21 protein-coding genes are annotated in these 26,155 nt (G+C 58.9%); 17 read left to right on the top strand and 4 right to left on the bottom strand.

What is annotated here, in order from left to right; translation table 11 throughout:
- Positions 1-4: 4 nt before the first annotated feature.
- The 9 genes from groL to MYS68_RS20590 all read left to right on the top strand — a co-directional run bounded on the left by groL (position 5) and on the right by MYS68_RS20590 (position 11,501).
- Positions 5-1,615 (top strand): chaperonin GroEL, encoded by a 1,611-nt coding sequence (groL, locus tag MYS68_RS20630; protein ID WP_248927657.1) that lies wholly within the window; start codon positions 5-7, stop codon positions 1,613-1,615.
- A gap of 26 nt (positions 1,616-1,641) precedes the next feature.
- Entirely contained in the window at positions 1,642-2,139 is a 498-nt protein-coding gene (locus MYS68_RS20625; protein WP_248927656.1) for a hypothetical protein, read from the top strand.
- A gap of 216 nt (positions 2,140-2,355) precedes the next feature.
- Positions 2,356-3,399, top strand: coding sequence for a nucleotidyltransferase family protein (locus tag MYS68_RS20620; protein ID WP_248927655.1), 1,044 nt, complete (start codon positions 2,356-2,358; stop codon positions 3,397-3,399).
- Entirely contained in the window at positions 3,396-4,568 is a 1,173-nt protein-coding gene (locus tag MYS68_RS20615) for a glycosyltransferase family 4 protein (RefSeq protein WP_248927654.1), read from the top strand. Before MYS68_RS20620 ends, MYS68_RS20615 begins: the two co-directional genes overlap by 4 nt.
- Positions 4,565-5,899 (top strand): glycosyl transferase, encoded by a 1,335-nt coding sequence (locus MYS68_RS20610; RefSeq protein ID WP_248927653.1) that lies wholly within the window; start codon positions 4,565-4,567, stop codon positions 5,897-5,899. Before MYS68_RS20615 ends, MYS68_RS20610 begins: the two co-directional genes overlap by 4 nt.
- Before the next feature lie 25 nt (positions 5,900-5,924).
- Positions 5,925-6,872, top strand: coding sequence for a glycoside hydrolase family 130 protein (locus MYS68_RS20605; RefSeq protein ID WP_248927652.1), 948 nt, complete (start codon positions 5,925-5,927; stop codon positions 6,870-6,872).
- 96 nt (positions 6,873-6,968) lie between these two features.
- Positions 6,969-7,856, top strand: coding sequence for an ROK family protein (locus tag MYS68_RS20600; protein ID WP_275983499.1), 888 nt, complete (start codon positions 6,969-6,971; stop codon positions 7,854-7,856).
- A 316-nt stretch (positions 7,857-8,172) separates the two neighbouring features.
- On the top strand, positions 8,173-9,357 hold the full coding sequence (locus MYS68_RS20595) for a glucuronate isomerase (protein WP_248927651.1): 1,185 nt from the start codon (positions 8,173-8,175) through the stop codon (positions 9,355-9,357).
- Between the two features lie 608 nt (positions 9,358-9,965).
- The gene (locus MYS68_RS20590; protein WP_248927650.1) at positions 9,966-11,501 is read left to right on the top strand and encodes an extracellular solute-binding protein; all 1,536 of its coding nucleotides are present in this window, start codon (positions 9,966-9,968) and stop codon (positions 11,499-11,501) included.
- Between the two features lie 117 nt (positions 11,502-11,618).
- Here MYS68_RS20590 and MYS68_RS20585 read toward each other — a convergent pair whose 3' ends face one another.
- From MYS68_RS20585 to MYS68_RS20575, 3 genes are all read right to left on the bottom strand, one after another.
- Positions 11,619-12,653, bottom strand: a complete 1,035-nt coding sequence (locus MYS68_RS20585; RefSeq protein ID WP_248927649.1) for a hypothetical protein — start codon at positions 12,651-12,653, stop codon at positions 11,619-11,621.
- Between the two features lie 246 nt (positions 12,654-12,899).
- The gene (locus tag MYS68_RS20580) at positions 12,900-13,079 is read right to left on the bottom strand and encodes a hypothetical protein (protein ID WP_248927648.1); all 180 of its coding nucleotides are present in this window, start codon (positions 13,077-13,079) and stop codon (positions 12,900-12,902) included.
- Between the two features lie 12 nt (positions 13,080-13,091).
- Positions 13,092-13,385 carry a hypothetical protein gene (locus MYS68_RS20575; protein ID WP_248927647.1) on the bottom strand — a complete coding sequence of 98 codons (294 nt, stop codon included), beginning with the start codon at positions 13,383-13,385 and terminating at the stop codon, positions 13,092-13,094.
- A gap of 194 nt (positions 13,386-13,579) precedes the next feature.
- Here MYS68_RS20575 and MYS68_RS20570 point away from each other — a divergent pair, with 194 nt between their 5' ends.
- From MYS68_RS20570 to MYS68_RS20560, 3 genes are all read left to right on the top strand, one after another.
- Positions 13,580-14,593 carry a LacI family DNA-binding transcriptional regulator gene (locus MYS68_RS20570; protein WP_248927646.1) on the top strand — a complete coding sequence of 338 codons (1,014 nt, stop codon included), beginning with the start codon at positions 13,580-13,582 and terminating at the stop codon, positions 14,591-14,593.
- A gap of 281 nt (positions 14,594-14,874) precedes the next feature.
- On the top strand, positions 14,875-18,255 hold the full coding sequence (locus tag MYS68_RS20565; protein ID WP_248927645.1) for an alpha-mannosidase: 3,381 nt from the start codon (positions 14,875-14,877) through the stop codon (positions 18,253-18,255).
- Between the two features lie 114 nt (positions 18,256-18,369).
- Positions 18,370-19,620, top strand: a complete 1,251-nt coding sequence (locus tag MYS68_RS20560; RefSeq protein ID WP_248927644.1) for a Gfo/Idh/MocA family protein — start codon at positions 18,370-18,372, stop codon at positions 19,618-19,620.
- Positions 19,621-19,940: 320 nt separating this feature from the next.
- On the opposite strand, the gene MYS68_RS20555 is transcribed toward MYS68_RS20560, so the two are convergent.
- Complete coding sequence (locus MYS68_RS20555) at positions 19,941-20,261, bottom strand: hypothetical protein (RefSeq protein WP_248927643.1); 321 nt, start codon at positions 20,259-20,261, stop codon at positions 19,941-19,943.
- A 43-nt stretch (positions 20,262-20,304) separates the two neighbouring features.
- On the opposite strand from MYS68_RS20555, the gene MYS68_RS20550 reads away from it, so the two are divergent.
- The 5 genes from MYS68_RS20550 (at position 20,305) to pfkB (ending at position 25,234) form a co-directional block, all read left to right on the top strand.
- The gene (locus MYS68_RS20550; protein ID WP_248927642.1) at positions 20,305-21,360 is read left to right on the top strand and encodes an SIS domain-containing protein; all 1,056 of its coding nucleotides are present in this window, start codon (positions 20,305-20,307) and stop codon (positions 21,358-21,360) included.
- Positions 21,361-21,391: 31 nt separating this feature from the next.
- Positions 21,392-22,207, top strand: coding sequence for a DeoR/GlpR family DNA-binding transcription regulator (locus tag MYS68_RS20545; RefSeq protein ID WP_248927641.1), 816 nt, complete (start codon positions 21,392-21,394; stop codon positions 22,205-22,207).
- 212 nt (positions 22,208-22,419) lie between these two features.
- Positions 22,420-23,385, top strand: a complete 966-nt coding sequence (locus MYS68_RS20540) for an ROK family protein (protein ID WP_248927640.1) — start codon at positions 22,420-22,422, stop codon at positions 23,383-23,385.
- A gap of 28 nt (positions 23,386-23,413) precedes the next feature.
- Positions 23,414-24,274, top strand: coding sequence for a class II fructose-bisphosphate aldolase (locus MYS68_RS20535; RefSeq protein WP_248927639.1), 861 nt, complete (start codon positions 23,414-23,416; stop codon positions 24,272-24,274).
- A gap of 27 nt (positions 24,275-24,301) precedes the next feature.
- On the top strand, positions 24,302-25,234 hold the full coding sequence (pfkB, locus tag MYS68_RS20530) for a 1-phosphofructokinase (protein ID WP_248927638.1): 933 nt from the start codon (positions 24,302-24,304) through the stop codon (positions 25,232-25,234).
- Positions 25,235-26,155: the final 921 nt, after the last annotated feature.

Raw genomic sequence — 26,155 nt, 5'->3', positions numbered from 1 at the left:
ACGTATGGCAAAACAAATTCGTTTTAGCGAAGAAGCAAGAAGAGCGATGCTGCGGGGGGTGGACACGCTGGCCGATGCGGTCAAGGTAACGCTCGGTCCGAAAGGGCGCAACGTGGTGCTCGGCAAAAAGTTCGGCTCCCCGCTGATTACGAACGATGGGGTGACCATCGCCAAGGAGATCGAGCTTGAGGATTACTATGAAAACATGGGTGCGCAGCTCGTCAAGGAAGTGGCGACAAAAACAAACGACGTGGCGGGTGACGGCACGACGACGGCAACCGTGCTTGCCCAGGCGATGATTCGCGAAGGACTCAAAAACGTGACGGCCGGCGCCAATCCGATGGCCGTGAGAGTCGGCATCGAAAAGGCGGTGCGCGCCGCCGTAGAGGAAATCCGCAGCATTGCGAAGCCGATTGAAGGCAAGTCGTCGATCGCCCAGGTCGCTACGATATCGGCGGCGGACGAATCCGTCGGCGAACTGATCGCCGAGGCGATGGACAAGGTCGGAAAAGACGGCGTCATCACGATCGAGGAGTCCAAAGGCTTCCAGACGGAGCTGAAGCTCGTGGAAGGGATGCAGTTCGACCGCGGCTACATATCGCCTTATATGGTGACGGACAAAGAGAAGATGGAAGCGGTGCTCGAGCAGCCTTATTTGTTTATTACGGATAAGAAGGTATCGAATGTTAAAGAGATGCTGCCCGTTCTGGAAAGCGTCGTGAAAAGCGGCAAGCCGCTACTGATTATCGCCGAAGATGTCGAAGGCGACGCGCTCGCCACGCTCGTCGTCAACAAGCTGCGCGGCACGATGAATGTCGTGGCCGTGAAGGCGCCCGGCTTCGGCGACCGCCGCAAAGCGATGCTGCAGGACATTGCCGTGCTCACGGGAGCGCAGCTGATCAGCGAGGAGCTGGGGCTGAAGATCGATCAGACGAAGCTCGAGCAGCTCGGAAGAGCGGAGCGCGTCATCATCCGCAAGGAGGAGACGATCATTACCGGAGGAGCCGGCAGCAAGAGCGATATCGAAGGGCGCATGCAGGCGATCCGCAAGCAGATCGAGGAGACGACGTCGGATTACGACCGGGAAAAGCTGGAGGAGCGCCTTGCCAAATTGTCCGGCGGCGTAGCCGTCATCCAGGTCGGAGCGGCTACCGAAACCGAGCTGAAGGAGAAGAAGCTGCGCATTGAAGATGCGCTGAACTCGACCCGTGCCGCCGCCCTCGAAGGCATCGTCGCCGGAGGAGGAACCGCCCTGGTGAACGCGATCAAGGCGGTCGAAGCGATCCGCCTGCAAGGCGACGAGCAGGTCGGCGTGAACATCGTAAAGCGGGCGCTGGAGGAGCCGCTGCGCCAAATCGCGGCAAATGCCGGCTGGGAAGGCTCGGTCATCGTCGAGCAGTTGAAGCGCGAGCCGGCAGGACGCGGTTTCAATGCGGCGACCGGCGAATGGGTCGACATGATCGGCGCCGGCATCGTCGATCCGGCGAAGGTGACCCGCTCCGCGCTGCAAAATGCCGCTTCCGTTGCGGCGATGTTCCTGACGACCGAAGCGGCGATCAGCGACAAGCCGGAGAAGGCCAAGAAGCCGGCGCCGGCACCGGATTATGAAGATTAACCTGCTCTCTGAAAGGAGCGCGGGCCATGCGGGAATTTCTGCTGATCTGCGAGGCGTGTGACGAATACACGTCCCTCGGAAGTTACGACGACCGGGAGCGGAGGTTTGAAGGCGAGTATTCCCTGCTTTATAACGAAAAAACGAACAACGACGAGGTGTTGGTCCGCTTCCTCCGCATTCACGCCGGACACCCGCTGTGCGCGGTGGTCAGCGGGTCGGAGGCGTATGCCAAAGCGATTGCTTCCGCACGCCATTTTATGGCCGACGATCTCGATAAAATGGTGGAGGAATCGCTGTGGCGGCAAGGGGAGAAGGAGCAGCAGCTCACGATGGACCGCGAGCTCGGCCGGCTCCAGCTTTCCGTGCTGCGCAAGCTGCTGGAGGAGGAAACGGCGGAGATCGCCGGAAGGACGGCGGCCAGCGCGGCCGAATCGCAGTTTTTGCTCGGCAAGGAAGAAGGGCTGAAGAGAGCGCTTGACATCGTGAGCGAGCTGCTGGAGAAAACCTCGGTTTATTATAGATAAGACATATAAGCCGAATGAAAGAAGAGGCATGATGCCGCCTGAAGAAAAGGAAAGTATCGGTGGCAATTATAAATCTATTACAAAAAAGAGAAGACGCAACTTTATCTGGTTTTTTTGCTGATCATGGCTTTGTTTGAACATGACCCGTAAAAAGATGCACAGGATAAACGGGCGGTCTTCTCTTTTTTCATTCTAACGGATCGGAGGGATTTGTTCATGAAAGCTCTGTTGCTAGCCGGAGGTTTGGGAACGAGGATGAGGCCTCTCACCGAAGGGATGCCGAAACCGATGGCGCCCGTCGGCAACCGCCCGTGGCTGGAGCATTTGGTGCTGCATCTGAAGGAGCAGGGGATTCGGGAATTCGTTATTGCGGTTAAACATTATCCCGACCTGATCCGCGATCATTTCGGGGACGGCGGCCGCCTTGGCGTGCGCATCGAATATGCCGTCGAGACGACGCTGCTCGGTACGGCGGGGGCGATCAAAAATGCCGAGCCGCTGCTCGGCGACCGCTTCCTCGTCATCAACGCCGATATTATTCATCAGCCCGCCGTCGCTCCGCTGCTGGAGGCTCATCTGATGCACGGAGGAGCGGTGACGATCGGGCTGACCGAGGTCGACGATCCTTCCCATTACGGGGTCGTCGAACAGACTCCGGACGGTCGCATTCTGCGTTTTGTAGAGAAACCGGCTCCGGGTGAGGCGCCGTCCAACCGGATTAACGCCGGCATTTATTTGATGGAGAGAGAAGTGCTGCGGCACATTCCGCAGGGACGGGAAGTGTCGATCGAACGCGAGACGTTCCCGCTGCTGATCGAACAAGATCACGGCGTATACGGAACCCCGGTCCGCGGCTACTGGATGGACATGGGAACGCGCGAGCGTTACCGCAAGGTGCACTGGGATTTGCTGGACCGCAAGCTGAACCTTCGGGTTCAAGGAAAGGAGCAGGGAAAAGGCATATGGCTAGGAGAGCATACAAGCGTTGGCGCTGGCGTCTTGTTCGTGCCGCCGGTGCTTATCGGCGACCGTGTCCGCATTGGTGAGCGCAGCATCATCGGCCCTTACGCCGTCATCGGGGACGATTGCGAGCTGGGCCGCGGCGTTCGATGCGCGCAGACGATTTTATGGGACCGCTGCAAGGTATCGCATGCGGCGCAGCTGAACCATTGTATTTTCGGGTACGATTTGGAGATCGGTTCCCGCCACATTTTGTATGAGGCGGTCATGAACCGGATGCCGGAGGTGGGACGCGTATGAATCGAATCGCCTATTTGGGAACGTATGTGCCGAAAAGATGCGGCATCGCGACATACACTCATCACCTGAGGCAAAGCGTAAGGGCGGCCAAGGGCTGGAAGGGCATCGATCCCGTTCTTGCGGTATCGGACCGCAGCGAGCTGGATGCGGGATACGATGCGGCGATTTGGCCGCTGGTCAAGGAAGAGCGGCTTTCGTACCGCAAGGCTGCCGACAAGATCAACGCCAGCGATGTGGCGCTGGTGTCGCTGCAGCATGAATTCGGCATTTTCGGCGGCCAGGCGGGGGCGTATGTGCTCGATTTTCTGGAGCGGCTGAAAAAGCCGGTGGTGACGACATTCCACACCGTGTTCGAGCATCCGCAGGAGCCGTACCGCTCCATCCAGCAGCAAATCGCGGACCGCAGCGACCGGATTTTGGTGATGAGCCGGGAGGCGATCCGTTACGTCGCGGACAGCTTTGCCGTACCGGAGGAGAAGGTGCGCTTCATCCCGCACGGAACGCCAGTTCCGGTGCTCGGAAAGCGACATGCGGTGCGTGACGAGCTCGGTTGGACCGGCCGCAAGGTTGTGATGAGCTTCGGTCTGCTCAGCCGGGGCAAGGGGCTTGAGACGGTGCTGCGCGCGCTTCCCGCCGTCGTTCGGGAAGTGCCCGAGACGCTGTATGCGATCGTCGGGCAAACGCATCCCGAGGTGAGGAAAACTGAGGGAGAGTCATACCGGGAGGAGCTTCGGGCATTGGTTGCCGAGCTCGGTCTTGCCGGGCATGTGGAAATGATCGACCGCTACATGGACGAACAGGAGCTTGTCGCCTGTCTGACCGCCTGCGATTTGTACGTGACGCCGTACCCGGGCCTGCAGCAAATCACGTCGGGGACGCTCGCTTACGCCGTCGGCCTCGGCCGCCCGGTGCTCAGCACGCCGTATGTGTATGCGCAGGATTTGCTGCGCGGCTACGAGGAGCTTCTCGTGCCGGCGCTCGACGTGGCTGCTTGGGAGCGCAAGCTGACGGCGCTGCTGTCCGACCGGATGGCGCTTCAGCGGTGGGAGCGCCGTATGGCGCGCATCGGCGCGGATATGCACTGGCCGCACGTCGGCCTGCAGCATTGGCGGCTGTTTAAGGAGCTGATCCGGGAAGCCGCTATGGACCGTCAGGCGGTGAAAGGATGAGCGGGCAGGCGTACAAGGGGGCTCGGCGGAACTTTTCCGTCGTCCTGCAGGCCCGCGGCGGTTCGGCAAGCGAAGTGCGGAAGGAAAATCGGTGCTGCCCGGTTGTTCCCGAAGTTCTTGATGAACGAGAGAACACGGGAGTGCATGAGGAACCGCAGGTTTTGACCGCCATACCGGCAGTTCGTGGCGAAAAGGAGCGCCGGCAAGAGCAGCTTGACACTCCCGCGCTGTGGAACAGCCGAACCGCCTGGTCCGGCGATACCGGTTCAGGCGGAGGCACTGCCCCGAGCTTCCGCCATTTGCGGCGAATGACGGACGACACCGGCCTGCTGGAGCACAGCCTTGGCAGCATCCCCCGCCGGCGGGAGGGCTACACGACCGACGATAATGCGCGGGCGCTTTGGCTGTGCCTGGAGTGGCTGGAGCTGGCGCCCGAAATAGCGGAGAAGGAGGGGCTTCAGGAGCTGGCCGATACGTATTTGGCGTTTTTGCTGTGGGCGCAGCGGGAGGACGGAAGTTTTCACAACAACTTCCGTTACGACCGGACCCCGGAGGAGGAGGAACATTCCGACGACTGCCTTGGCCGCGCGGTCTGGGCGCTTGCCCTGACGCACCTCGCCTATCCGGGAGGTGCCGGACAGCGCGGCCTCGCAGCGGAAGCGATGCTCGGCAAAGCGCTGCGCATCGTCCGCGGCATGCGTTCGCCGCGCGGCTGGGCATATGCGCTGTCCGCCTGCAGCCGCTTGTATCTTAGCGGCGGACAGGTGCCTTTTCAGCTGATCACCGATCTGGAGAGCCGTCTGCTGTCGCTGTACCGGACGTACGCAGACCGCTCGTGGCGCTGGTTCGAGCCGATCATGAGCTACGGCAACGGCCTTCTGCCGTGGTCGCTGTTCCATGCCTACGACGTGACCGGCAACCGGGATACTCTCGTTGCTGCCGAGGAAAGCCTCGCTTTCCTGATCGAGCGCATGACGGCCCCGCAAGGTTGGCTCCGCCCTGTCGGCAACGACGGCTGGTGCACGCGGGAGGCGTGCAGCCAGTGGGACCAGCAGCCGCTTGACGTCATGAAGCTTGCGCTGGCGGCGGCGGAAGGCTACCGGCTGCTGCGCCGAAGCGTTTACCGCGATGCGGTGGAGGCGTGCCGCGCCTGGTTTTACGGCCGCAATGACGCCGGCGTTCCGCTCGCCGATCCGGGCGAAGGGGCCTGCTGCGACGGCTTGACGCCAAGCGGACCTAATCGCAATCAGGGTGCGGAATCCACTTTGTCTTTTTTGTTGACGGAAGCTATCTGCGTTCGCGTTCGAAAATATGAAACGAGGGAGGACTAGTCGTGGTAAAAGCGGTGACCGGAACATGATTCGCTATCCCGTTAATTTTCCGCTGGGACCTTTCCGCAAATACCGCAAAAACCCGATTTTGGAGCCCCAAGGCGAGTCGTGGGAAGCGAAGGACGTATTTAATCCGGCGGCTGTGGTCAAGGACGGAGCGGTGTATTTGCTGTATCGTGCCGAAGACCGGACCGGGGCGGGCTCCTGGCACGGCACGTCGCGCATCGGGCTTGCCCGCAGCGAGGACGGCGTCCGCTTCGAGCGGCTGAAGGATCCGGTGCTGATGCCGACCGAAGCGCACGAGCAGCCGGGAGGCTGCGAGGATCCGCGCGTCACTTGGCTGGAAGGCACCTATTATATGACATACACCGCTTTTGACGGGGAAACAGCCCGCCTTTGCCTGGCGACATCGCGCGATCTGGAGAATTGGGAGAAAAAGGGGCTGATGCTGCCCGGCTGGAACCCGGGCGAGCGCTGCGAATGGAGCAAGTCCGGGGCCATTGTGCCCATGCGGCTGGGCGGCCGGATGGTGATGTATTTCGGCGATACGGACATCTGGATCGCTTATTCCGACGACGGGGTGCGCTGGGAGCCGCAGCCGGAGCCGGTTATGCGGCGCAGCCCCGATCCGGAAGCTTTCGACAGCGAGCTGATCGAGCCGGGCCCGGCGCCGATTTTGACCGAGGAAGGCATCCTGCTGGTGTACAACGGGGCCAAGCGGCTGCTGCGCGGAAAACGGCGCAACCTGCTGTATTACAGCGTAGGGCAGGCGCTGTTTTCCTACGACGATCCCGCGAAGCTGCTCAGGCGGACGGAACGCCCCGTTTTCGCTCCAAGCACGGCCTCGGAGAAGAAAGGCCAAATCGACGACGTCGTTTTTGCCGAAGGGCTCGTTTTTTACCGCGGCGTCTGGCGGCTTTATTACGGCATGGCCGATTCGCGCATCGGACTGGCTACGTTTTCGGCCCGATAATATGCATGAAGGAGATTGATGTTCTCCGCCCGTTCCGCTATGCTTATACATATTGCCATGTTATTATGCATTAGCAGAAACGAGGAGGATTCATCGATGTTGTTGGGTGCTATTGAAGCGGGGGGAACCAAGTTCGTCTGCGGGATCGGCAGCGAGCACGGAGAGATTTTCGAACGCGTGTCGTTTCCGACGACGACCCCGGAGGAAACGATGGGGCAGGTCGCCGCATTTTTCCGGGACAAGGCTGTGGAAGCCATCGGCATCGGCTCGTTCGGGCCGGTCGATTTGCACAGATCAAGCCCGACGTACGGCTACATCACGACGACCCCGAAGCCGCATTGGGGCAACTATCCGATTTTGGCGGAGCTGCAAAAACACGTCAATGTGCCTGTCGGCTTCGATACGGACGTGAACGCCGCAGCGCTCGGCGAAGCGGAATGGGGGGCGGCCAAAGGGCTGAGCAGCTGCATGTATATGACGATCGGAACCGGCATCGGCGCCGGGGCCATTGTAGAGGAGCGCCTGCTGCACGGTTTGCTGCATCCGGAGATGGGACATATTTTGGTCCGCCGCCACGAAGAGGACCATTTTGCAGGAAACTGTCCGTTTCATAACGATTGTTTGGAAGGCATGGCCGCAGGTCCCGCGATTGAAAAACGGTGGGGCAAGAAAGGTTTCGAGCTTCAGGACAACGCCAAGGTATGGGAGTTCGAGGCTTATTATTTGGCCCAGGCGGTCGTTAACGCCGTTTTGATGCTGTGCCCGCAAAAGGTCATCCTGGGCGGCGGCGTCATGAAGCAGGCGCAGCTGTTTCCGGCCGTCCGCGAGCAGGTTTCGCGCATGCTGAACGGATATGTGCAAAAGCCGGAGCTCGCCGGCGGCATCGACGATTATATCGTTCCGCCGGGCCTCGGCGACAATGCCGGCCTCAGCGGCGCTTTGGTGCTTGCAAAGAAGGAGCTGGAGCTGCAGGCTCAGCGGTAAAGATGGAGCGTCCCTTACGTCATGAAGACAGGGGGCGCACTTTTTTTTGTTCTTAGGAGCTTAGGAAATTATGCATGGCTGATTTTTGTGGATAACCGGGGTCCCCCTAAAAGTACCAGGAACAGGCTGCAAAGGTTCACTTCATTTTTTGAGGGATTTGTTCCCGTCCATCTTCCCCTCCGCCTTCAGAACGGAAGCTCCGTAAAAAAACGAAGGTCGATCACAAATTAGCGCATACCGCTTGAAAGGGCAAACGGTTTATTCTGGAAGAAATCGTCGCTTAAAGCTGATCATAATCCGGAAAGGTGTGGAAGGCATGGCAGATCACAAAGCATTCGTGGAAAAAACGATGCAGATGGACGTACTCGACACTCATACGCATTTGGTGGGCGACCGGCTGCCCGCCCGTGACTTTTGGGAGATCGCCCACTATTTCTGGTTGTTCCGGGAGCTTGAGGCGGGAGGATATCCGGCCGATGCCGCGGAGCTGCCGGAAAAGATGAGGATCGCCGCCTTCCTGGAAGCGCACCGGGCATCCCGAAATACGCTGATGAACTGGGTATTTACGAACATATTCAAGCAGCTCTACGGCATCGACATTCGCGACGAAAATTCGGTGCGGGAAGCCGACGAAGCGGTCCGCGCCTCATCGGCGCAATCCGGCTGGGCACAGTTGGTGGCGGACAAGCTGAACATCCGCGGGTTCGTCGTCAATGTTCCGGAGCACGCGGAATTTCACGGGATGCGTCAGGATGCGCTGCTCATTCCGCGAATCGACGGCAGGCTGAACGGATGGGTGGCGGCCATCCACCAATCGGCGGAACCGCATGCCGCCATGGAGGAGACGAAGCGGGTCATCGGCGAACTGCTGCAATCCTATAAACTGCAGGGCTGCCCCGGCATCATGACGACGCTGCCCCGCTATGAAGCGAGCGCTCACGAATCGTACACGCTCTCGGCCGAATCGAGCCGGGATCAAATTCTTATGATGCTGCTTCACGCGATTTGCGGGGAAGCGGAGCGGAACGGGCTCTTCGTGCAGCTTTTTTTGGGCGTGGAGCGGTCGTGGGGATCGACAGCGGTTCCGGCTAACGATCCGGCGAGAATTCTCAAGCTGACGGGGCTGTTCGAAAAGTATACGTGCCCGTTCGAGCTTGTCGTCGCGTCGGAGATCAACAATCTGGACGTCGTCCAGGCTGCATGGAATCACCCGCATGTCCACGTCGGGGGCTTGTGGTGGTACAATTTCCGCGCAAGCACATATCGGGACTGCATGCAGTATAGGCTGGAGGCGCTGCCCGGCATCAAAAGCTCGCTGATCGCGTCCGACGCCCGGTGCATCGAATGGAGCTTCGGCAAAATTTTGCTTGTCAAACGGCTGCTCGGCGAATTTTTGAGCGAAAAAATCCAAGCCGGCTGGCTGGATGAGGATACCGCCGAGCATGTCGCAAAATGCTGGTTGTATCAAAGCGCGGCTGACCGCTACGGTTTCCGCCCGTAGCTTCGACCGCCCGGCCGCAGGATTATCGGCAGTTCCATTAGAAACCGCGGCCGGTGCGGGGAGATCGATACGGGATGTCCGGATTCTGTATGAAAAATCGAATAGAAGTTCCCTTAAGACAGTAAATCGGTGAAATCTATATGAAAAATCGTATAAACATTTCTCCCCGCACGGAGGGATCTGATAATTTGTATGAAAAATCAGATAGAATTTTACTTTTGGCGCAAATCCCAACTATTCTATTTGAAAAATCATAGATACAAGGTAAAATTGAGACTGCACAAGATTTGAATAAATCCGGAACTCCCATATTTCGCCGACATCGTACACATTTAACCTGATATATCAAATTTGATATGCAAAAATTAACCTTCTTCCGATCGTCATCCCCAAAAAACCGTTCCAGATCTGCTCCGAACCGTCGGCTAAAATCGCAGCAAGTATGCGCAGCTTAACCTGAAATGCATAAACGTTGCATTCGGTATATAGATTGTTCTTCTGAAATCGGTTACAAATAAATTGTAAGCGCTTCATTAAACCCGATGATCTATTGACACACGAGCTGACAGGCAGATGCATTCCTTTGAAAAAGCGAAAGGGGAGTTAGCATGAACCAGAAACGATGGATGGGAAGCTTGGGAACGATCATAATGGCGACGGGCGTTATCGCCGGATGCGGCGGACCGGACAGCGGAAAGCCGGCGGCAGGGGGCTCTTCGCAAGGAGGCAAGGCCGAGGACAACAAACCTTTGGAAATATCGATGGTCGTCCCCCAGGTGGGTGAAGTTCCGGCCAAGGGCAACCCGGTCGAGCAGGAGATCGAGAAGTATACGAATACGAAACTGAACATTCAATGGGCTCCGAGCAATAACTACGACGAGAAAATCAACGTGATGATCGCTTCGGGCGAGCTGCCGAAAATCATGGTGGTCAGGTATTTGCCGAACATCATCGCCAGCGCTCAGGACGGACTGTTTTGGGAAGTCGGGCCGCTCATTAAAAATTACCCGAACCTGGCGGCGCAAAACCAGCAGTATTACGATAACATCACAATAGGGGGCAAGCTGTACGGCGTGCCGCTGTACAGGGAAATCGGTCGCCCGGCCATCGTGTTCCGCAAGGATTGGATGGACGCCATGGGCCTCAAAATGCCCAAAACGTTGGATGAATGGTACAATACGATCAAAGCTTTAACCTTGAACGATCCCGATAAAAACGGCAAAAACGATACGTTCGGCATCATGCTGGACAAAAAGTTCAACCAAGGGGGCAACTCCGTTTTAACCCGGATGGCGGTGGCGCAAGGAGGCTTTAACGAATGGGGTGTGGACAGCAGCGGCAAATTCACTCCTACATTTATGACGCCGCAGTTCATGGACGTGATGAAGCTGTTCCGCCGTCTGTATGCCGAGAAGCTGATCAACCAGGACTTCCCGGCTCTGGAGACGACCGATATGGATCAGAAGTTCGAGGCCGGAACGGTCGGCATCAAAATCAACGGCGTTGCGACCAACGCGGCGAACATTCAGGACCGCATCGTAAAGGTAGTTCCGACCGCTCAGCTGGACATTGCGCATTGGGAAGGACCGCAAGGCATCCGCATCAGCGGCCAGGCCGGAAACAACGGGATGTTCGTTTTCCCGAAAGCGAGCGTCAAAACGGAAGACGAGCTCAAAAAATATTTGAACTTCCTCGATAAAATGATGGACGAACCGATGTCCACGCTGCAAAAACGCGGTTTTGAAGGCAAGCACCATAAGAAAAACAGCGACGGCACCGTGGAATGGATCGATCTGACGGCATTTAACAAAGAGGTGAAGCCGTACCGCGACAACCTGCTCAACTTCGAAACGTACAAAGTGCCGCCACTGAAAGATACGCCGCTTGCGATGAAGGGATACAAAATGGAGCCGGAAGGTCTTAAATATGCGATCGCCAACCCGGCCCTGAACCTCACCTCCAAAACGTATTCCGAACGCGGACGCGAGCTCGACATCATGATTTGGGACGCCGAAACGGCCTATATTGCCGGTAAAATCGACGATAAAGGCTGGGCCGAAGCCGTTGCCAAGTGGCAGAAGTCCGGCGGCGACGCGATGATTAAAGAGTACGAAGAGGCATACGCGAAAAACAAGAAAAAGTAACGGATAAGGACCTTTCCGTAGGAATTAATAAAGCTCTCGCGAACATTGCTTCGCGAGAGCTTTCCTTTTCCCGGTACTCCAAGCCGGTACCGGCAAGGCCGGGGATATTGGGGCGGGTTATTTTCCGGACCGTACCGCTTCCGCGACGGCTTTCGCCGCCTGCTGCAGCGCGTCGCTGCGCGTGTTTTCCGGCAGATCGGCAAGATCGTTCTCCCACAGCTTCACAATGCGGGAAACAAGCTCGGAATCGGACAGTCCGGTCAACTGGGCGAGTGAGGCGCCGGCCTCATAAGCTTCCTTCATCTCCGGATAGATCAGATCGTCCTTGGTGGCTACGGTGTAAGCGTCGCTGACCAATGATTGGAGATGGTTTTTCAGCCAAGCCGAGGAAGCGGAATCGGAAGACGTCGTAGCCTGAGTTTTGTCGGGAGACGTAACGGCCGATTTAATGGAGGAGGCGGCCCGATCGCTCAGCTTGTCGCCCTCTTCCTTGCTGATCAGTCCGGTAGCTACCGCGTCTCCGATACTTTGCAGCAGCGGTGTTACCAGCACATTGACCAAGTCGCTCTCGTTCACGCGGGCGGCGCCGGCCAGCGATTCTCCTGCTTCCAGCCTGGTTTCGATATCGGCGGTTTCCTCCTGCGACAAGCCGACGGCAACGGATTTCACTTCGGCAAGCCGATTTTGAAGCAATGTATTGAAATCAAAGCTGCCCTTCATCGACGTTTTAGCGTATCCCGGAGTGGAAACGGCAGTTTGGATATCGGCATAAAGCTCCGAGCGAAGCTTCTCCAATTGTTCGCCCGTTAAAGTGTAACTTTGCAAAGCTTGATTAATATCGTTTTGCGCCAGCATTCTCAGCTTTTCGTTTAGCTCGGAGGTGCCGATGCCGGAAGCGTCGGCCAAGCTTTGCCCGGCTGAGAGCGCATCCTGAAAGTCGATGTATTCCTTATCGACGGTTAAGGCATACGTTTTTGTCGCGATCCCCTTCATCCAATCGGAAATGAAAAGCTTCGTGTCGAGCGGTGCTTTTACTTTGGTGAACACCGGCCCGTCGTCATCGGCATACGCTTTCGGAGTTAATGCAAGCCCACCGTTAAATAACAGCGCTGCTGAAACAATTGCGGCCACCCATGGTTTCTTTTTTCTCATACGATCTCCACCTTTTTTTGTTTATCATTTCGTACGGAAAATATTCAATGGACAAAATTTCGCATACGAAATATATCTTTATGAAAATATAGCACGGTGGAGAGCGATCGTAAATAGGGTGATCAGGCAAAAATTTGAATTTTATTTGAACGTGATCTTGACATGCAAAAAAGCCGCAACCCGGCGGGTACGGCTTTTTGTCGTTAAGAAAAGTACGTGCGGCTTTATGGGTAACCGGGGCGGTTGTTATTTCCGCAGCAGCTTGCGAACGGCACCGGCCAGCCCGTCCAAAATAATGACCACGCAAATGCATCCCATCGCATACGGAACGACAAGCGGAACGACGCGCAGGTCGTGGATATGGATCCATTTCAGAAAAAGCGGATACAGAAGAAGCAGCGCGATAAGCCCGACCGTTTTGACCATTGCGGGAGTCGTCTATGTTAACCGGATGACGGTAACCGTACCTTCTCCGTCGTTCACCTTCAGAATATGCTTGTTCTTGTCGTAGCTGACGGAGCCGGTACCGATGTCCATTACCGGATCTGCGCCGAGCCCGTAAAACAAATCGTCCGCCATCGTGCGGATGCATTCCCGCTGCTCGTCCTTGCCCATCGCCTGCCAATCGTCCGCTTCCATTTCGAAGAATGTGTATACGCCGCCGATCTGCACGATCGCCGCGGACAGCTCATCCACGATTTCCGAATACTCCCTGCCGAATTTGACGCCCAAGCTGCCATCCTCCTTTGCGATGCATTCGTAAATATTTAACTTGACGTTACTATACCATATTTCGCAGGCGGGAGAGAAGTTATAGGGGCCGAGGCTGCGGAAACAGCGCTTCTTGTGCCGTACGACGGGGCAGACGATTTTGCGTTGACAGCGCTTTATAACACGTGTTATATTCTCGGTGAGAAGGTGATGCCATGACAAAAAGAGTGACCAGCTTCGACGTCGCGAAACGCGCCGGCGTATCGCGCAGCATCGTTTCGGCCGTGCTCAACGGCACGCCGGGCATCGGCGTCAGCGAGGAAAAGCGGCGCGCCGTGCTGCAGGCGATCGAGGAGCTGAACTACAAGGTCGACGCTCAGGCCAAAGCGATGCGGACGGGCCGCAGCGGCTGCATCGGGGCATACGGCGACCTGAGCAATCCGCTGTTTGCGCAGATGCTGGAAGGGCTGCAGGAGGCTTGCGAAGAGGCGGGTTATCACGTGCTGCTGTGCGGCGTCAAGGACCGCTCCAAGCTGATTGGGCTGTACATGCAGCGGCGCATCGACGGCATTGTGACGAAGGATCCGACGGGGTTCTCCGATGAGGAATGGGAAAGGGAGCTGGCCGACCATAAGGTTCCGTTCGTTTCGGTCGAAGGTTTTCCCGAAGCTCCCGGCATCGCCTCGGTGCTGATGGATTACCGGCAGAGCGTGCATATGGCGCTTGATTATTTGCAATCGCGAACGTTGGCGCCGCCCGTCTACGTGGCTATCTATACAGGTGCGAGCCCTGCTCCGAATTGGGGGGACCGCGAGCGGCTGCGGGCGTACCGCGAATGGACCGAGGCGCGCGGCTTCGAGGCCCGCATCGAATGGCGCCGGGACCGGCCGTGGCCGGAGGCGGCTGACGAGTGGGTGCGCTGGCTGGAAGCGCAGCCGAAGCCGGCCGCCGTGCTGGCGAACTGGTCGCGCGGCGCCGTGAGCGTTTACCGCGCTGCCTATAAGCTCGGCTGGCGGATCGGCGAAGACGTGCGCGTGATGGCCGCGGACAACACGGAAAGCGTCAATGACCACCTCGTACCGGCGCTCACCGCGGTTGAGGTGCCCTATCGCGAAATGGGGCGGGCCGCGGCCGCGCGCGTGATCGACTACATCGAGGCGAAGCGACCGCTTGAGGATAAGGAGAAGCTGTGGGTACCGGCCAGGCTTGTTCCGCGGGAAAGCGTTTGAGGATGAACGGCGCGGGGTGAACGATTGCCGGCGAAGGCGAGCGGGGAGTACGGCGGCCGGGGTGCCGGTGAAGGCGAGCGGAGAATATGGCGGCCGGGATGGCACCCCGGCCGGAGAAATTGAAAGATGAGGATCCCGGATCATCGGGCTCTTGGAAACGAAGGGCTCCCGGGTTCTTTCACCGCTGATCATAACACGTGTTATATCCAATAGGCTTTTTCATTCACATGTTGTCTGCTGTCAACAGCCGATACGAAAACATTTTTGGGAGGCGAATCCGCATGTTTTGGACAAAAGAGAAGCTGGCTGCAAGGCTGAAGGAGCTGGAGCGTTTCCGCTACCGCGAGGAGCGGACACTGGCGGGCATGTGCAAGCAGGTAGACCGCGACGGAGCGGTCGGCGCATACCCGCCGGAGGGCGGCGAATGGGAGGACGTGCAGCTCGGCGACCGCTGGAAGGGCCGCGACTGCTACGTTTGGCTGGCCGCACAGGCTGAGATTCCGGCAGAGTGGGCGGGTCGGAAAATCGTCGGACGATTCGACTTCGGCCGTACCGGGGGAGGAAACAACAGCGGCTTCGAGTCGCTGCTATTTGTGAACGGTAAGCCGTATCAAGGCGTCGATTCGAACCATGAAGAAGTGTTTTTCCCGCAGCAGGCGGCAGGGACGACGGTGCGGCTGCATTTCCGGCTGTGGTCCGGACTGAACGGCTACGGCCCTGCGGCGGACATCGAGCATACGCTGCAGATGGCGCGGATCGGCTGGCTGGACGAGGCTGCGGACGACCTGTATTATACGGCTGCGGCCGCTTTGGAAACGGTGCTGCAGCTGGATGAGAAGCGGCCGGAATATCATGAGCTGCTGAAGGCGCTGGATCGCGCGTTTTTGCTGATAGACTGGTCGCAGCCCGGCTCGGACGATTTTTACCGAACGCTTGCGGGGGCTCGCGGGAAGCTGCGCGAAGAGCTGACGAGGCTGCCGAAGCAGCACCCGGTTACCGTCCGCTGCATCGGTCATACGCATATCGACGTGGCGTGGCTGTGGCGTTTAAAGCATACAAGGGAGAAGGCGGCCCGTTCGTTTTCAACCGTGCTGCGGCTGATGGAGCTTTACCCGGACTACATATTTTTGCAAACGCAGCCGCAGCTTTACGATTACATCAAAACCGACTACCCGGAAATTTACGAGCAGATTCGCCAAAGAGTGTCCGAGGGCCGCTGGGAAGCGGGCGGCGCGATGTGGCTGGAAGCGGACTGCAATCTGACCTCGGGCGAGTCGCTCGTGAGACAAATTTTGTACGGCACGCGGTTTTTCAAAAACGAATTCGGCACGGACTGCAAATATTTGTGGCTGCCGGACGTGTTCGGGTACAGCTGGGCGCTGCCGCAAATATTGAAAAAATCGGGCATCGACATGTTCATGACGACGAAGATCAGCTGGAACCAGTACAACCGCATGCCGCACGATACGTTTCTTTGGAGAGGGATCGACGGCAGCGAGGTGCTGACGCATTTTATTACGACTCCGGATCCGGGCGGAAGCGAAGGCGCTTTTTATTACACCTATAACGGAAAAGTGACGCCCCATTCGGTGCAGGGGATTTGGGACGCTTACCGCGACAAGGAACTGAACCAGTCGCTGCTGCTGTCATACGGCTACGGAGACGGCGGAGGCGGGGTCAACCGCGAAATGCTGGAAATGCGCCGCAGGCTCGAGACGATGCCGGGCGTGCCGAAGGTGACGACCGGGCGTGCGGATAGCTACTTCGAAGAGCTGCAGCGGACGGTGGCGGAGTCGGACCGGTACGTGCATACGTGGGACGGCGAGCTGTACCTGGAGCTGCACCGCGGCACCTATACGAGTCAAGCTTACAACAAGCGGGCGAACCGGAAGCTGGAGCTGCTATACCGCGAAACGGAATGGTTGAGCGCGCTGAACAGCGTGCTGCGGGGAGATTGGTCCGGGCACGGCCAAGCGGAGCTGGCCGAAGGCTGGAAAATCATCCTGCGCAATCAGTTCCACGACATCATCCCCGGTTCGTCGATTCGCGAGGTGTACGAGGACAGCCGGCTTGAATATGACGAAGCGTTTCGCCTTGGAAATGGCGTATGGGAGAGGGCGGCGTCGCAGCTGGCGGGGAAAGCGGGCGAGGATGCGGGGCCGCGCATGATCGAAGCGGGGGCCGAAGTGAGGTCCGTGGCCGAAGCGGAGGGCACAGATGCAGCTTCGTGCAGAGGAGCGTTCGCGGCTGAAGCCGGAAAGGCAGGAGAGCACGCGAGGGCAGGGGGGACGGAAGCAGTCCCAGCCGGAAGCGGGGGAGCGGTCCCGGGTGCAGACGCGGCGCGACCGGTGCGTTGGGGCGCTAACGAAGGGGTGCTGCCTTTTGTTGTATTTAACAGCGCTTCATGGGAGCGGAACGGCCTTGTGCAGATCGATGCCGGGGAAGGGCTCCGGTCGGGCATATGGAGCGATGCCGAAGGCAACCGGCTCGAAGCGGCATGTCATGGCGGACGGTGGCTGGTGAAGGCAGCCGGATTGCCGTCCATGGGGTACCGGACGATTTATTTTACGCCGCAGGCGGGCGGCACTTCTTCGGCTGCGGCAGTTTTCGAGCATGGGGCCGGTTGGCTGACTACGCCGCATTACCGGATCGAATGGAATGCGAGCGGGCAGCTGACAAGCCTATACGATAAAGCGCAGCAGCGCGAGGTGCTCGCGGAGGGGGCACGCGGCAACGTGCTTCAGGTGTTCGAGGATAAGCCTAAGAGCCGGCACGAAGCGTGGGACATCGATTTGTTTTATCAGGAAAAGATGCGCACCATCAGTGATCTGCGGTCGGTCGATGTGCTGGAGGAAGGGCCGCTGCGTCTGGTTGTCCGCTTCGAGTGGAGCTACGCGGGATCGACTGTTGCGCAAAATATGATCGTTTATGCGGACAGCCGCAGAATCGATTTCGAGACGAAAGTGGACTGGCAGGAGCGCAGGCAGCTGCTCAAGGTCGCTTTCCCGGTCGGCATCCGCAGCACGGAAGCGACGTACGACATCCAGTTCGGCAACGTCAAGCGGCCGACCCATTGGAATACCAGCTGGGATTACGCACGCTTCGAAACCGTCGGTCATCAATGGGCCGATCTGTCCGAACGCGGATACGGCGTCAGCCTGCTGAACGACTGCAAATACGGCTACGACATCAAGGATAACGTCATGCGTCTCACGCTTATCAAATCGGCGATGGTGCCCGATCCCGAGGCGGATCGGGGGGAGCATACGTTCACTTATGCCCTGTACCCGCACCGCGGCGATTGGCTGGAGGCCGGCACCGTTCAGGCGGCATGGGATTTGAACAGCCCGCTTCGGGCTGCGGAGTGCGGTTCCGCAGGACCGGACGGCGCAAGCGAAATGTCGCTGTTCTCGGCAAGCGGCGGACATATTATAATCGATGCGGTAAAAAAAGCCGAGGACCGCGACTCGGTCGTCCTGCGGCTGCACGAATATGCGGGCGCGCGCGGCAGCATAACGGTGAGAAGCGGCTTAAAGATCGCTTCCTGGCAGGAAACCGACCTGCTGGAACGTCCGGTAGCGGAGCCGGTGCAAGAGGCGGAGCTGCGTTTTGCGATCAAGCCTTATGAAATTAAAACGTTTATGATTGAATTTTTGAAATAAAAAATCAAAATAATGATTGAAACAATAATTTTTATGACGTAAAATAAGATCATGCTTTTCTGTAGGGGCGGCGAAATGCGTTTCGCCGCATTTCATCTTAGGGAGATGATCATTTTGGTCAAAGTCGCATTGATCGGAGCCGGCAACAGGGGAAGCAATTACGCGAGTTATGCTCTTAAACGCCCGCACGAGCTTCAGGTCGTCGCCGTGGCCGAGCCGGACGCGAAGCGACGCGGCAAGCTGGCGGAGCTGCACGGCATTCCCGAGGAGCGGCGGTTTGCGGACTGGAAGCAGCTGCTTGACCAGCCCCGGCTTGCGGACGCGGTCATGATCTGCACGCAGGATCATATGCATTTCGATCCTGTGCTGCAGGCGCTGGAGCAGGGGTACCATGTGCTGGTGGAGAAGCCGATGTCTCCCGAACCGAGGGAAGCGATCCGGATGGCCGAGGAGGCGGAGCGGCGGGGACGGATGCTCGTCGTGTGCCATGTGCTGCGGTATACGCCGTTTTTTTTCGCGGTCAAGCAGCTGCTGGCGGAGGGGCGTATCGGCCGGATCGTCACCGTGCAGTGGAACGAAAACGTCGGCTACTGGCACCAGGCCCACAGCTTCGTACGCGGGCATTGGCGCAGCTCGAAGCAGTCGAGCCCGATGATTTTGGCCAAATGCTGCCATGACCTCGACCTGCTGCAGTGGCTGATCGACGACGAATGCACGCGGCTTTCCTCATTCGGCGGCTTGACCTATTTCCGGCAGGAGAACGCTCCCCAAGGCGCGCCGGAACGCTGCATCGACGGCTGCCCCGTGGAGCACGAATGCGAATATTCGGCGCTCAAATGGTATTACAACGAGATCGACAAATGGCCTCAAAGCACCGTCAGCTTTGAGCCGACCTTTGCCGCCAGGGAAAAGGCGCTGCGGGAAGGTCCCTACGGCAAGTGCGTCTTCCGTACCGACAACGACGTCGTCGACCACCAAGTTGTGAGCATGGAGTTTGCCGGCGGAGCGACGGTCGCTTTTACGATGACGGCTTTCACCAGAGACAGCTCGCGGACGTTCAAGATTATGGGCACCAAGGGCGAAATTCTCGGCCATTTTGAAAAAAATGAACTGGAAATTCGCCACTTTTCCGGGAAAACGGAGATCCTTCGGCCCGAGACGGTCGACGGGAATCATAAAGGCGGGGACGTTGCGCTTATGCGCGAGTTTGTGCGCCTTATGAACGGCGGTGTCCGGGGAGGAGCGAAAACGTCGGGCACCGTATCGGCGCAAAGCCATATGCTCGCTTTTGCAGCCGAACATGCGCGCGTGACCGGCGCTGCGGTCGATATGAAAGCTTTCGCGCAGCAAGTGAGGCATGAGTAGCGCGGAGGCGGAGCTTTGGCGGAGTCGGGAGGAGAGGCGCAGAGCTCGGGGGAATGCTCGGGGGAGCACCGGGTTGCCCATGCGCCTGCTCAGCCGGCCGTTTCCGACAGATTAAGGTGTAGAGCGGGCGGGATGCCCGAGAGCACGGCTCAGCCGGTAGATTCCTGAGGTAAGATCAAGCTCGGAACCCGTGATTCGTTTGTTTGCTGAACGAATCTGCAGTTTCTGCCTTAAGGGAGCGAATAGACGCAATTATTTGTATTATCGCTTACTGTAACGTCCTATAAAGCATCGATAATCGCAAAAATTGGTATTACGTTCTACAAACTTGCGAAAAACAGTCGGCTGGTGCAGATATAAACCAAGTGATTGCGTTTATCGATGCGGATTTGATCGTTTTGCCCTTGAATAAACCAAGTTTTTGCGATTATCGCCGCATTGCTGAGAGCGTGTAAACGTCGGGAGAGCAGGGCGCGGGAAACCGTCGCAACTATTGGTGCGCTGGCAGGTGCCGCGGCAAGAGACATCGCAGCAACGAGCGGCGCGCTGGCAGGTGCCGCGGTAATAAACGGCGTAATATCGGACGGTTCGACGCAAATACGGCCGTTTTCTTTTTCGCATAAAATGAAAGAAACGGTCAAAATGTTGAACGTTCCGTACATTAATCAGAAGGAGTTGGGAAAAATGACGCAGTTCGGTCAATTGACTTATCCGGAAATCAGCTCCCAGGCGGAGGCGCTTCAAGCGGCCTGGACACATTTGGAAAAGCAGCAGGAATGGGTGGACCGGTATTTGGCAAACCGGGAGTATGACGAGGTTATTTTCATCGGCTCAGGCTCCTCGTATTATCAGGCGCAGACGATGGCGGCCACATTCCGCAAATGGACGGGACGCAGCGCGGCGGCGCATCCGTCTTCGGAAATCTTTTTGTTCCGCGAGGCGGCGGCACCGTCCGGTAAAAACTATTTGCTGATCGGCGTATCGCGCTCCGGCGAATCGACGGAAGTGATTTTGGCGCTGGAATCGGTCAAAGGGCTTGCGGGCTGGACGATCGCCGGCATTACGTGCTACGAAGACAGCAAAATGGCGCAAATCTCCGAATGTCTGGTATCGCCGCTCGGCAAGGAGCGCAGCACCGTGATGACGCGCTCGCTGAGCAGCATGACGTTTATGATGCAGGCGGCGATCGCTAAAGCGGCAGGCAACGCGCAGGCGCTGCAGGAGCTGGAGCGTGTCATGAAGCATGACGCGGACGTTGTCCGGACGGCGGACGATTTTATTAAGCCACTGGTGGACAAGGAGACGTTCAATAAATACATTTATTTGGGAATGGGCGCCTACGTCGGGCTGGGGCAGGAAGCCAGCCTGAAAATCAAGGAAATGTCCTATGTCTGGACGGAAAGCTACGGAACGCTGGAGTTCCGTCACGGCCCGAAATCGGTCGTCGATCCGGGCACGCTCGTTTGCTTGCTCGTTTCCGAGCAGGCCCGAGCTTATGAGCTGAAGGTGGCCGAGGAGATGAAGGGCTACGGCGCGTTTGTGCTGCTCATCACGGCAGCTGCGGGGAGCGATACGGCGTTTGCGGATGCGGTTTTTGAAATCGGAGAAGCCGGGGTGTCCGACGAGGCGCGCAGCGTGCTTTATTTGCCTGCGCTCCAGTACTTGGGTTATTATACTGCCATGAAGCGCGGAGTCGATCCGGACTCCCCGAAAAATTTGACGCAAGTGGTGAAAATTTGATTTTAAACGGAAAGGCCTGGGTGAAGGACGAATGAGCGGATCGGAGCAATCCAAAGGCGACAAGCGGCGCGAAGCGATCATGCAGATCGTCAAACGGCAGGGGAAAATTTCGGTTCAAGAGGTTATCGACAAATTTGACTGCTCGGAGGCGACCGCCCGCCGGGATTTGGATGTGCTCGTCAAGAAGGAAGGGCTGATCCGCAGCCTTGGTGGCGTTCAGCTTGGCGGCGCGGCCGCAGGCGTGTTGGGGGGACATGAGCTCCCTTTCCACGAGAAGAAGCAGCTGCTCTGGCTGGAAAAGGAAGCGATCGCCGCGAAGGCGGCCTCCATGGTGAAAGAAGGCGATATCGTCGGCTTGACCGGGGGGACGACGACGTTTTTGATCGCTCGCGCGCTGAAGACAAGCCGCCGCATCACCGTAGTGACGAACGCCGTCAACATTGCGATGGAGCTTGCAGAGGCCGAAGGCGTGCAGATCGTGCTCACCGGCGGGGTCATGCGGTCGAACAGCTTCGAGTTATGCGGCCCGCTTGCGGAAAAAATCGTCGGTTCGCTGCACATCGGACTCATGTTTATGGGGGTGGACGGCGTCACCGCAGAGCACGGGCTGACGACGTTTTCCGAGCAGGAGGCGGACATCGCCCGCCTGATGATGGGACGGGCGGTCCGCACAGTGGCGGTGTTCGACCATACGAAGGTGGGGCGGACGTCGCTGTTTTGCATCGCCCCGCTGGAATCGGTCAGCGCCTGTATTACGGATGCGGCGCTTCCGGAAGCGCTGGCCGGGCATCTGGAGCGGCAAGGTGTCGCGCTTCACGTGGCGGAGCTGTCGGCAGCGGTTGATTGAAGCGGGGGAAGGCGGTTGCATGCTGCGGAGCTGTGAATGGCAATCGCAATGCGGAAGCGGACGAAAAAAATGAACCTGCGGAAGGAAACCCGGTGCCGCGATGCGGCGATGCCGGTGAAACCGCTGCTGACCTAGCCTGCGGCGGCTGCGGTTGAGGAATCTGGAGAGAATTTGACGGCTTTATGCGGAAACGGAAAAAGGTGGGGAATACGATGCATTGTTATTTAGGAGCGGATATCGGCGGTACAAACATCGTCTGCGGCGTCGTCGATGGCGAAGGAAATCTGCTCGCTGCGGATAAATTGCCGACCGAAGCGGCGGGAGGATTCGCCAGCGTGGTCGGCCGCCTGGCCGAAGCGGCGAAGCGGCTGCTGGCCGCGCTGCCGCAATATACGTGCGTGGCGGCAGGGGTCGGCGTGCCCGGCTTCGTCGACCATGAGCGCGGCATCGTCGTGAAGGCCGTCAACCTAGGCTGGGACGACATGCCTCTTGCGGACGAACTGGGCCGGCAGCTCGGCGTGCCGGTACGGATCAACAACGATGTCCGCATGTACATTTACGGTGAAGCGACCGCCGGGGCGGGCCGCGGCCGCAGGTTCGTGCTCGGCGTCACGCTCGGCACGGGCATTGCCGCCGCCACCGTGAACGAAGGGCGGCTTCATTACGGGAGCGGCTCGCGCGCCGGCGAGCTCGGGCATTTCGGCATGCCCGGCATTCCGTACCGCTGCGTGTGCGGCCTGACGGGCTGCCTGGAGACGGTCGCCTCGGCAACGGGCATCGCCCGCCAGGCCCGCGATGCGATTGCGGCGGGCGAGCGAACCGTGCTCGCCGACTGGTTTCCCGGCGAGCGAGCCGCCGAGCTGACCGCCGCCGACGTTTCCCGCGCGTTCGATGCGGGAGATGAAACGGCGCGGCGCATCCTGCGCCATACGGGCACGATGCTCGCGCAGGGGCTGGCGCCGGCGATCTCGCTGATCAGCCCGGATATGCTCGTGCTCGGCGGTGGCGCTTCTAAAGCGGGCGAGCGGCTGTTTGCGCCGATGCGCGAGGAGCTCACGCGGATCGTTCATCCGATGTTTATGAGCGGACTGAAAATCGAGGTGGCCAAACATTTGGACGATGCCGGCATCATCGGCAGCGCCTTGTACGCCCGCGAGCAGACGGCGGCGGGCGGTTGAGAGATTACATTTAAAGGGAGGCACATATATGCCATTAGTATCGTCCACGCCGCTGCTTGCGGCGGCAAGAAGTCAGGGATACGGCGTAGGAGCTTTCAACGTGCATACGCTGGAAATGCTGCAGGCGGTGGTGGAAGCGGCGGAGGAAACGCAGTCACCGCTTATTTTGCAAACGACCGTCGGCACGGTCAAGCACCTCGGACCCGAATATATCGCGGCAGCGGCCACGGTCGCGGCGAATAGAGCCGGCGTGCCGATTGCGCTGCATTTGGACCACTGCACCGATTTCGATCTGATCGTCAGGTGCATTCGGGCCGGCTACACGTCGGTCATGATCGACGCGTCGATGTATCCGTTTGAGGAAAACGTCCGGCTGACGTCCAAGGTCGTCGAGGTCGCGCGCGCTGCCGGAATCAACGCGGAAGCGGAGCTCGGCAAGGTCGGCGGCGTCGAGGACGACATCGTCGTCGCCGAGCACGAAGCGCTGCTCGCCGATCCGGAGGAATGCGCGCGGTTCGTGGAGCTGACCGGCGTGCCGACGCTGGCGCCGGCGATCGGCACGGCCCACGGCATGTATAAGGGGGAGCCGAACATCGATTTCGACCGGATCGGCACGATCGCCTCGAAGGTCGCGGTTCCGCTTGTGCTGCACGGCGGCTCCGGCATTCCCGAAGAGCAGGTGAAGCGCTGCGTGTCGCTTGGTATGGCGAAGATGAACATTGCGACGGAAATCCGGATCGTCTTTTCCGACGCGATCAAGGCTGTTTTTGCAGCCAATCCGGAAGAAAACGATCCGCGGAAATATATGGTCCCGGCGAAAAAAGCGGTGAAGGAAGCGGCGATGGCGAAAATGGCAATGCTCGGCAGCTGCGGCAAAGCCAAGGCGTAAGCCTTTCGCTTACGGGGAGAGAGAACGATGACGATCACGACGGTCACTTTAAACGCGGCCATTGACAAAACGTATTTCCTGCCCCGCTTTCCGCTCGGCAAAGTGACGCGGGTGGGGCAGCTTTCCGCCGACGCAGGCGGCAAAGGCATCAACGCGGCCCGCGTCGCTTCGCTGCTCGGCGCGGATGTCACGGCGACCGGCTTTGCGGGCGGATTCAACGGGCGTTATATCGAAAGCGAGTTGGAAAAGCAGGGAATCGCTCGCGATTTCGTCCATCTGGATGACGAATCTCGAGTTTGTTTAAATATTATCGACGAAGCGGAGGGCACTTCCACCGAGCTGCTGGAGCCGGGCCCGACGATTTCCCCGCAGCAGATGGCTGCATTCAAGGAAAAGCTGGCACAGCTCGCCGCACGCTCCCGCGTTGTCATCTTTAGCGGCAGCCTGCCCGCGGGGGTGGAGAAAGACGCCTACGCCGAGCTGATCAGTATCGCCAAACGGCAGGGCGCCATCACGCTGCTCGATACGAGCGGCGATGCGCTGCGCCTTGGCATCGAAGCGGCGCCTTTCATGATCAAGCCGAACGAAGACGAGGCGGCGCAGCTGACCGGCGAGCCGGCCGATCCGGACCGGCTGCCGCAGCAGCTGGAGCGTTTCGCACGGCAGGGCATCGGCTGCGTCATCGTTTCGCTCGGTGCGGACGGTGCGGTCGCCTTATGGGGCGGCCGCGCCTACCGAGTCCGCGTGCCGCTTGTGCAGGCGGTGAACACGGTCGGCTGCGGCGACGCGTTTACGGCGGGGCTCGCGGTGGCGTTGACGCGTGGGCTTCCGCCGGAGGAGTGCCTGCGGCTTGCCGCCGCGGCGGGAGCGGCCAATGCGCTGCAGCGGCGCACCGGGTATGTCGATGCCGCGGACGTCACGCGACTGGCGGGCGAAGTCCGCGTCGAACATTTTGCATAAAGGCAAGTTAGCTCCGTCGGGAATCGTGGAATGCCGGCAATAAATATTTTATTTGCCTGAGGAGCTTCCGTCATGGTGCACCGAGTACAACGAATCGACGATTGACTCGCCGGGCTCGCTCATAGCTATTTGCCGATGATTATTGAGGCGAGCTCGGGTTTGGCCTGCAAATCGCCGGCCGGGTACCGGACATTCCGTTCGCTCAACCGCGACTTGCAGGACATGAAAAACAAGCTCTCCCTTCCAGAGCGAAAATAAGGCAATAAAAAGTCGCCGTTCCCGGCGGCTTATTTTTGCATGGAACCGGAATGAGTCGCCCGGACAGCGGCGGGGATAGCTGAGAGCAGGCAAAGCCGTCTCTCAGCGAGAAAGTGCGCCTCGCCCGCGGGCGAAAGCGAAAAAACGCGCTCTCAGGCGGGCTGAGCGGCATGGGAGCGCGTTGGAGATAGCTGAGAGCAGGCAGAGCCGTCTCTCAGCCGAGAAAGTGCGCCTCGCCCGCGGGCGAAAGCGCAAAAACGCGCTCTCAGGCGGGCTGAGCCGCATGGGAGCGCGATGGAGATAGCTGAGAGCAGGCAAAGCCGTCTCTCAGCCGAGAAAGTGCGCCTCGCCCGCGGGCGAAAGCACAAAAACGCGCTCTCAGGCGGGCTGAGCGGCATGGGAGCGCGGTCGGGATAGCTGAGAGCAGGCAAAGCCGTCTCTCAGCCGAGAAAGTGCGCCTCGCCCGCGGGAGAAAGCGAAAAAACGCGCTCTCAGGCGGGCCGAGCCGCATGGGAGCGCGATGGAGATAGCTGAGAGCAGGCAAAGCCGTTTCTCAGCCGAGAAAGTGCGCCTCGCCCGCGGGCGAGAGCGCAAAAACGCGCTCTCAGGCGGGCTGAGCCGCATGGGAACGCGGTGGGGAGCCGGGTGCTCTCGGCACGACCT

It is taken from the genome of Paenibacillus hamazuiensis, from assembly GCF_023276405.1.
Classification (GTDB): Bacteria; Bacillota; Bacilli; order Paenibacillales; family NBRC-103111; genus Paenibacillus_AF; species Paenibacillus_AF hamazuiensis.
This window is presented reverse-complemented; position numbering and strand designations above follow the sequence as displayed.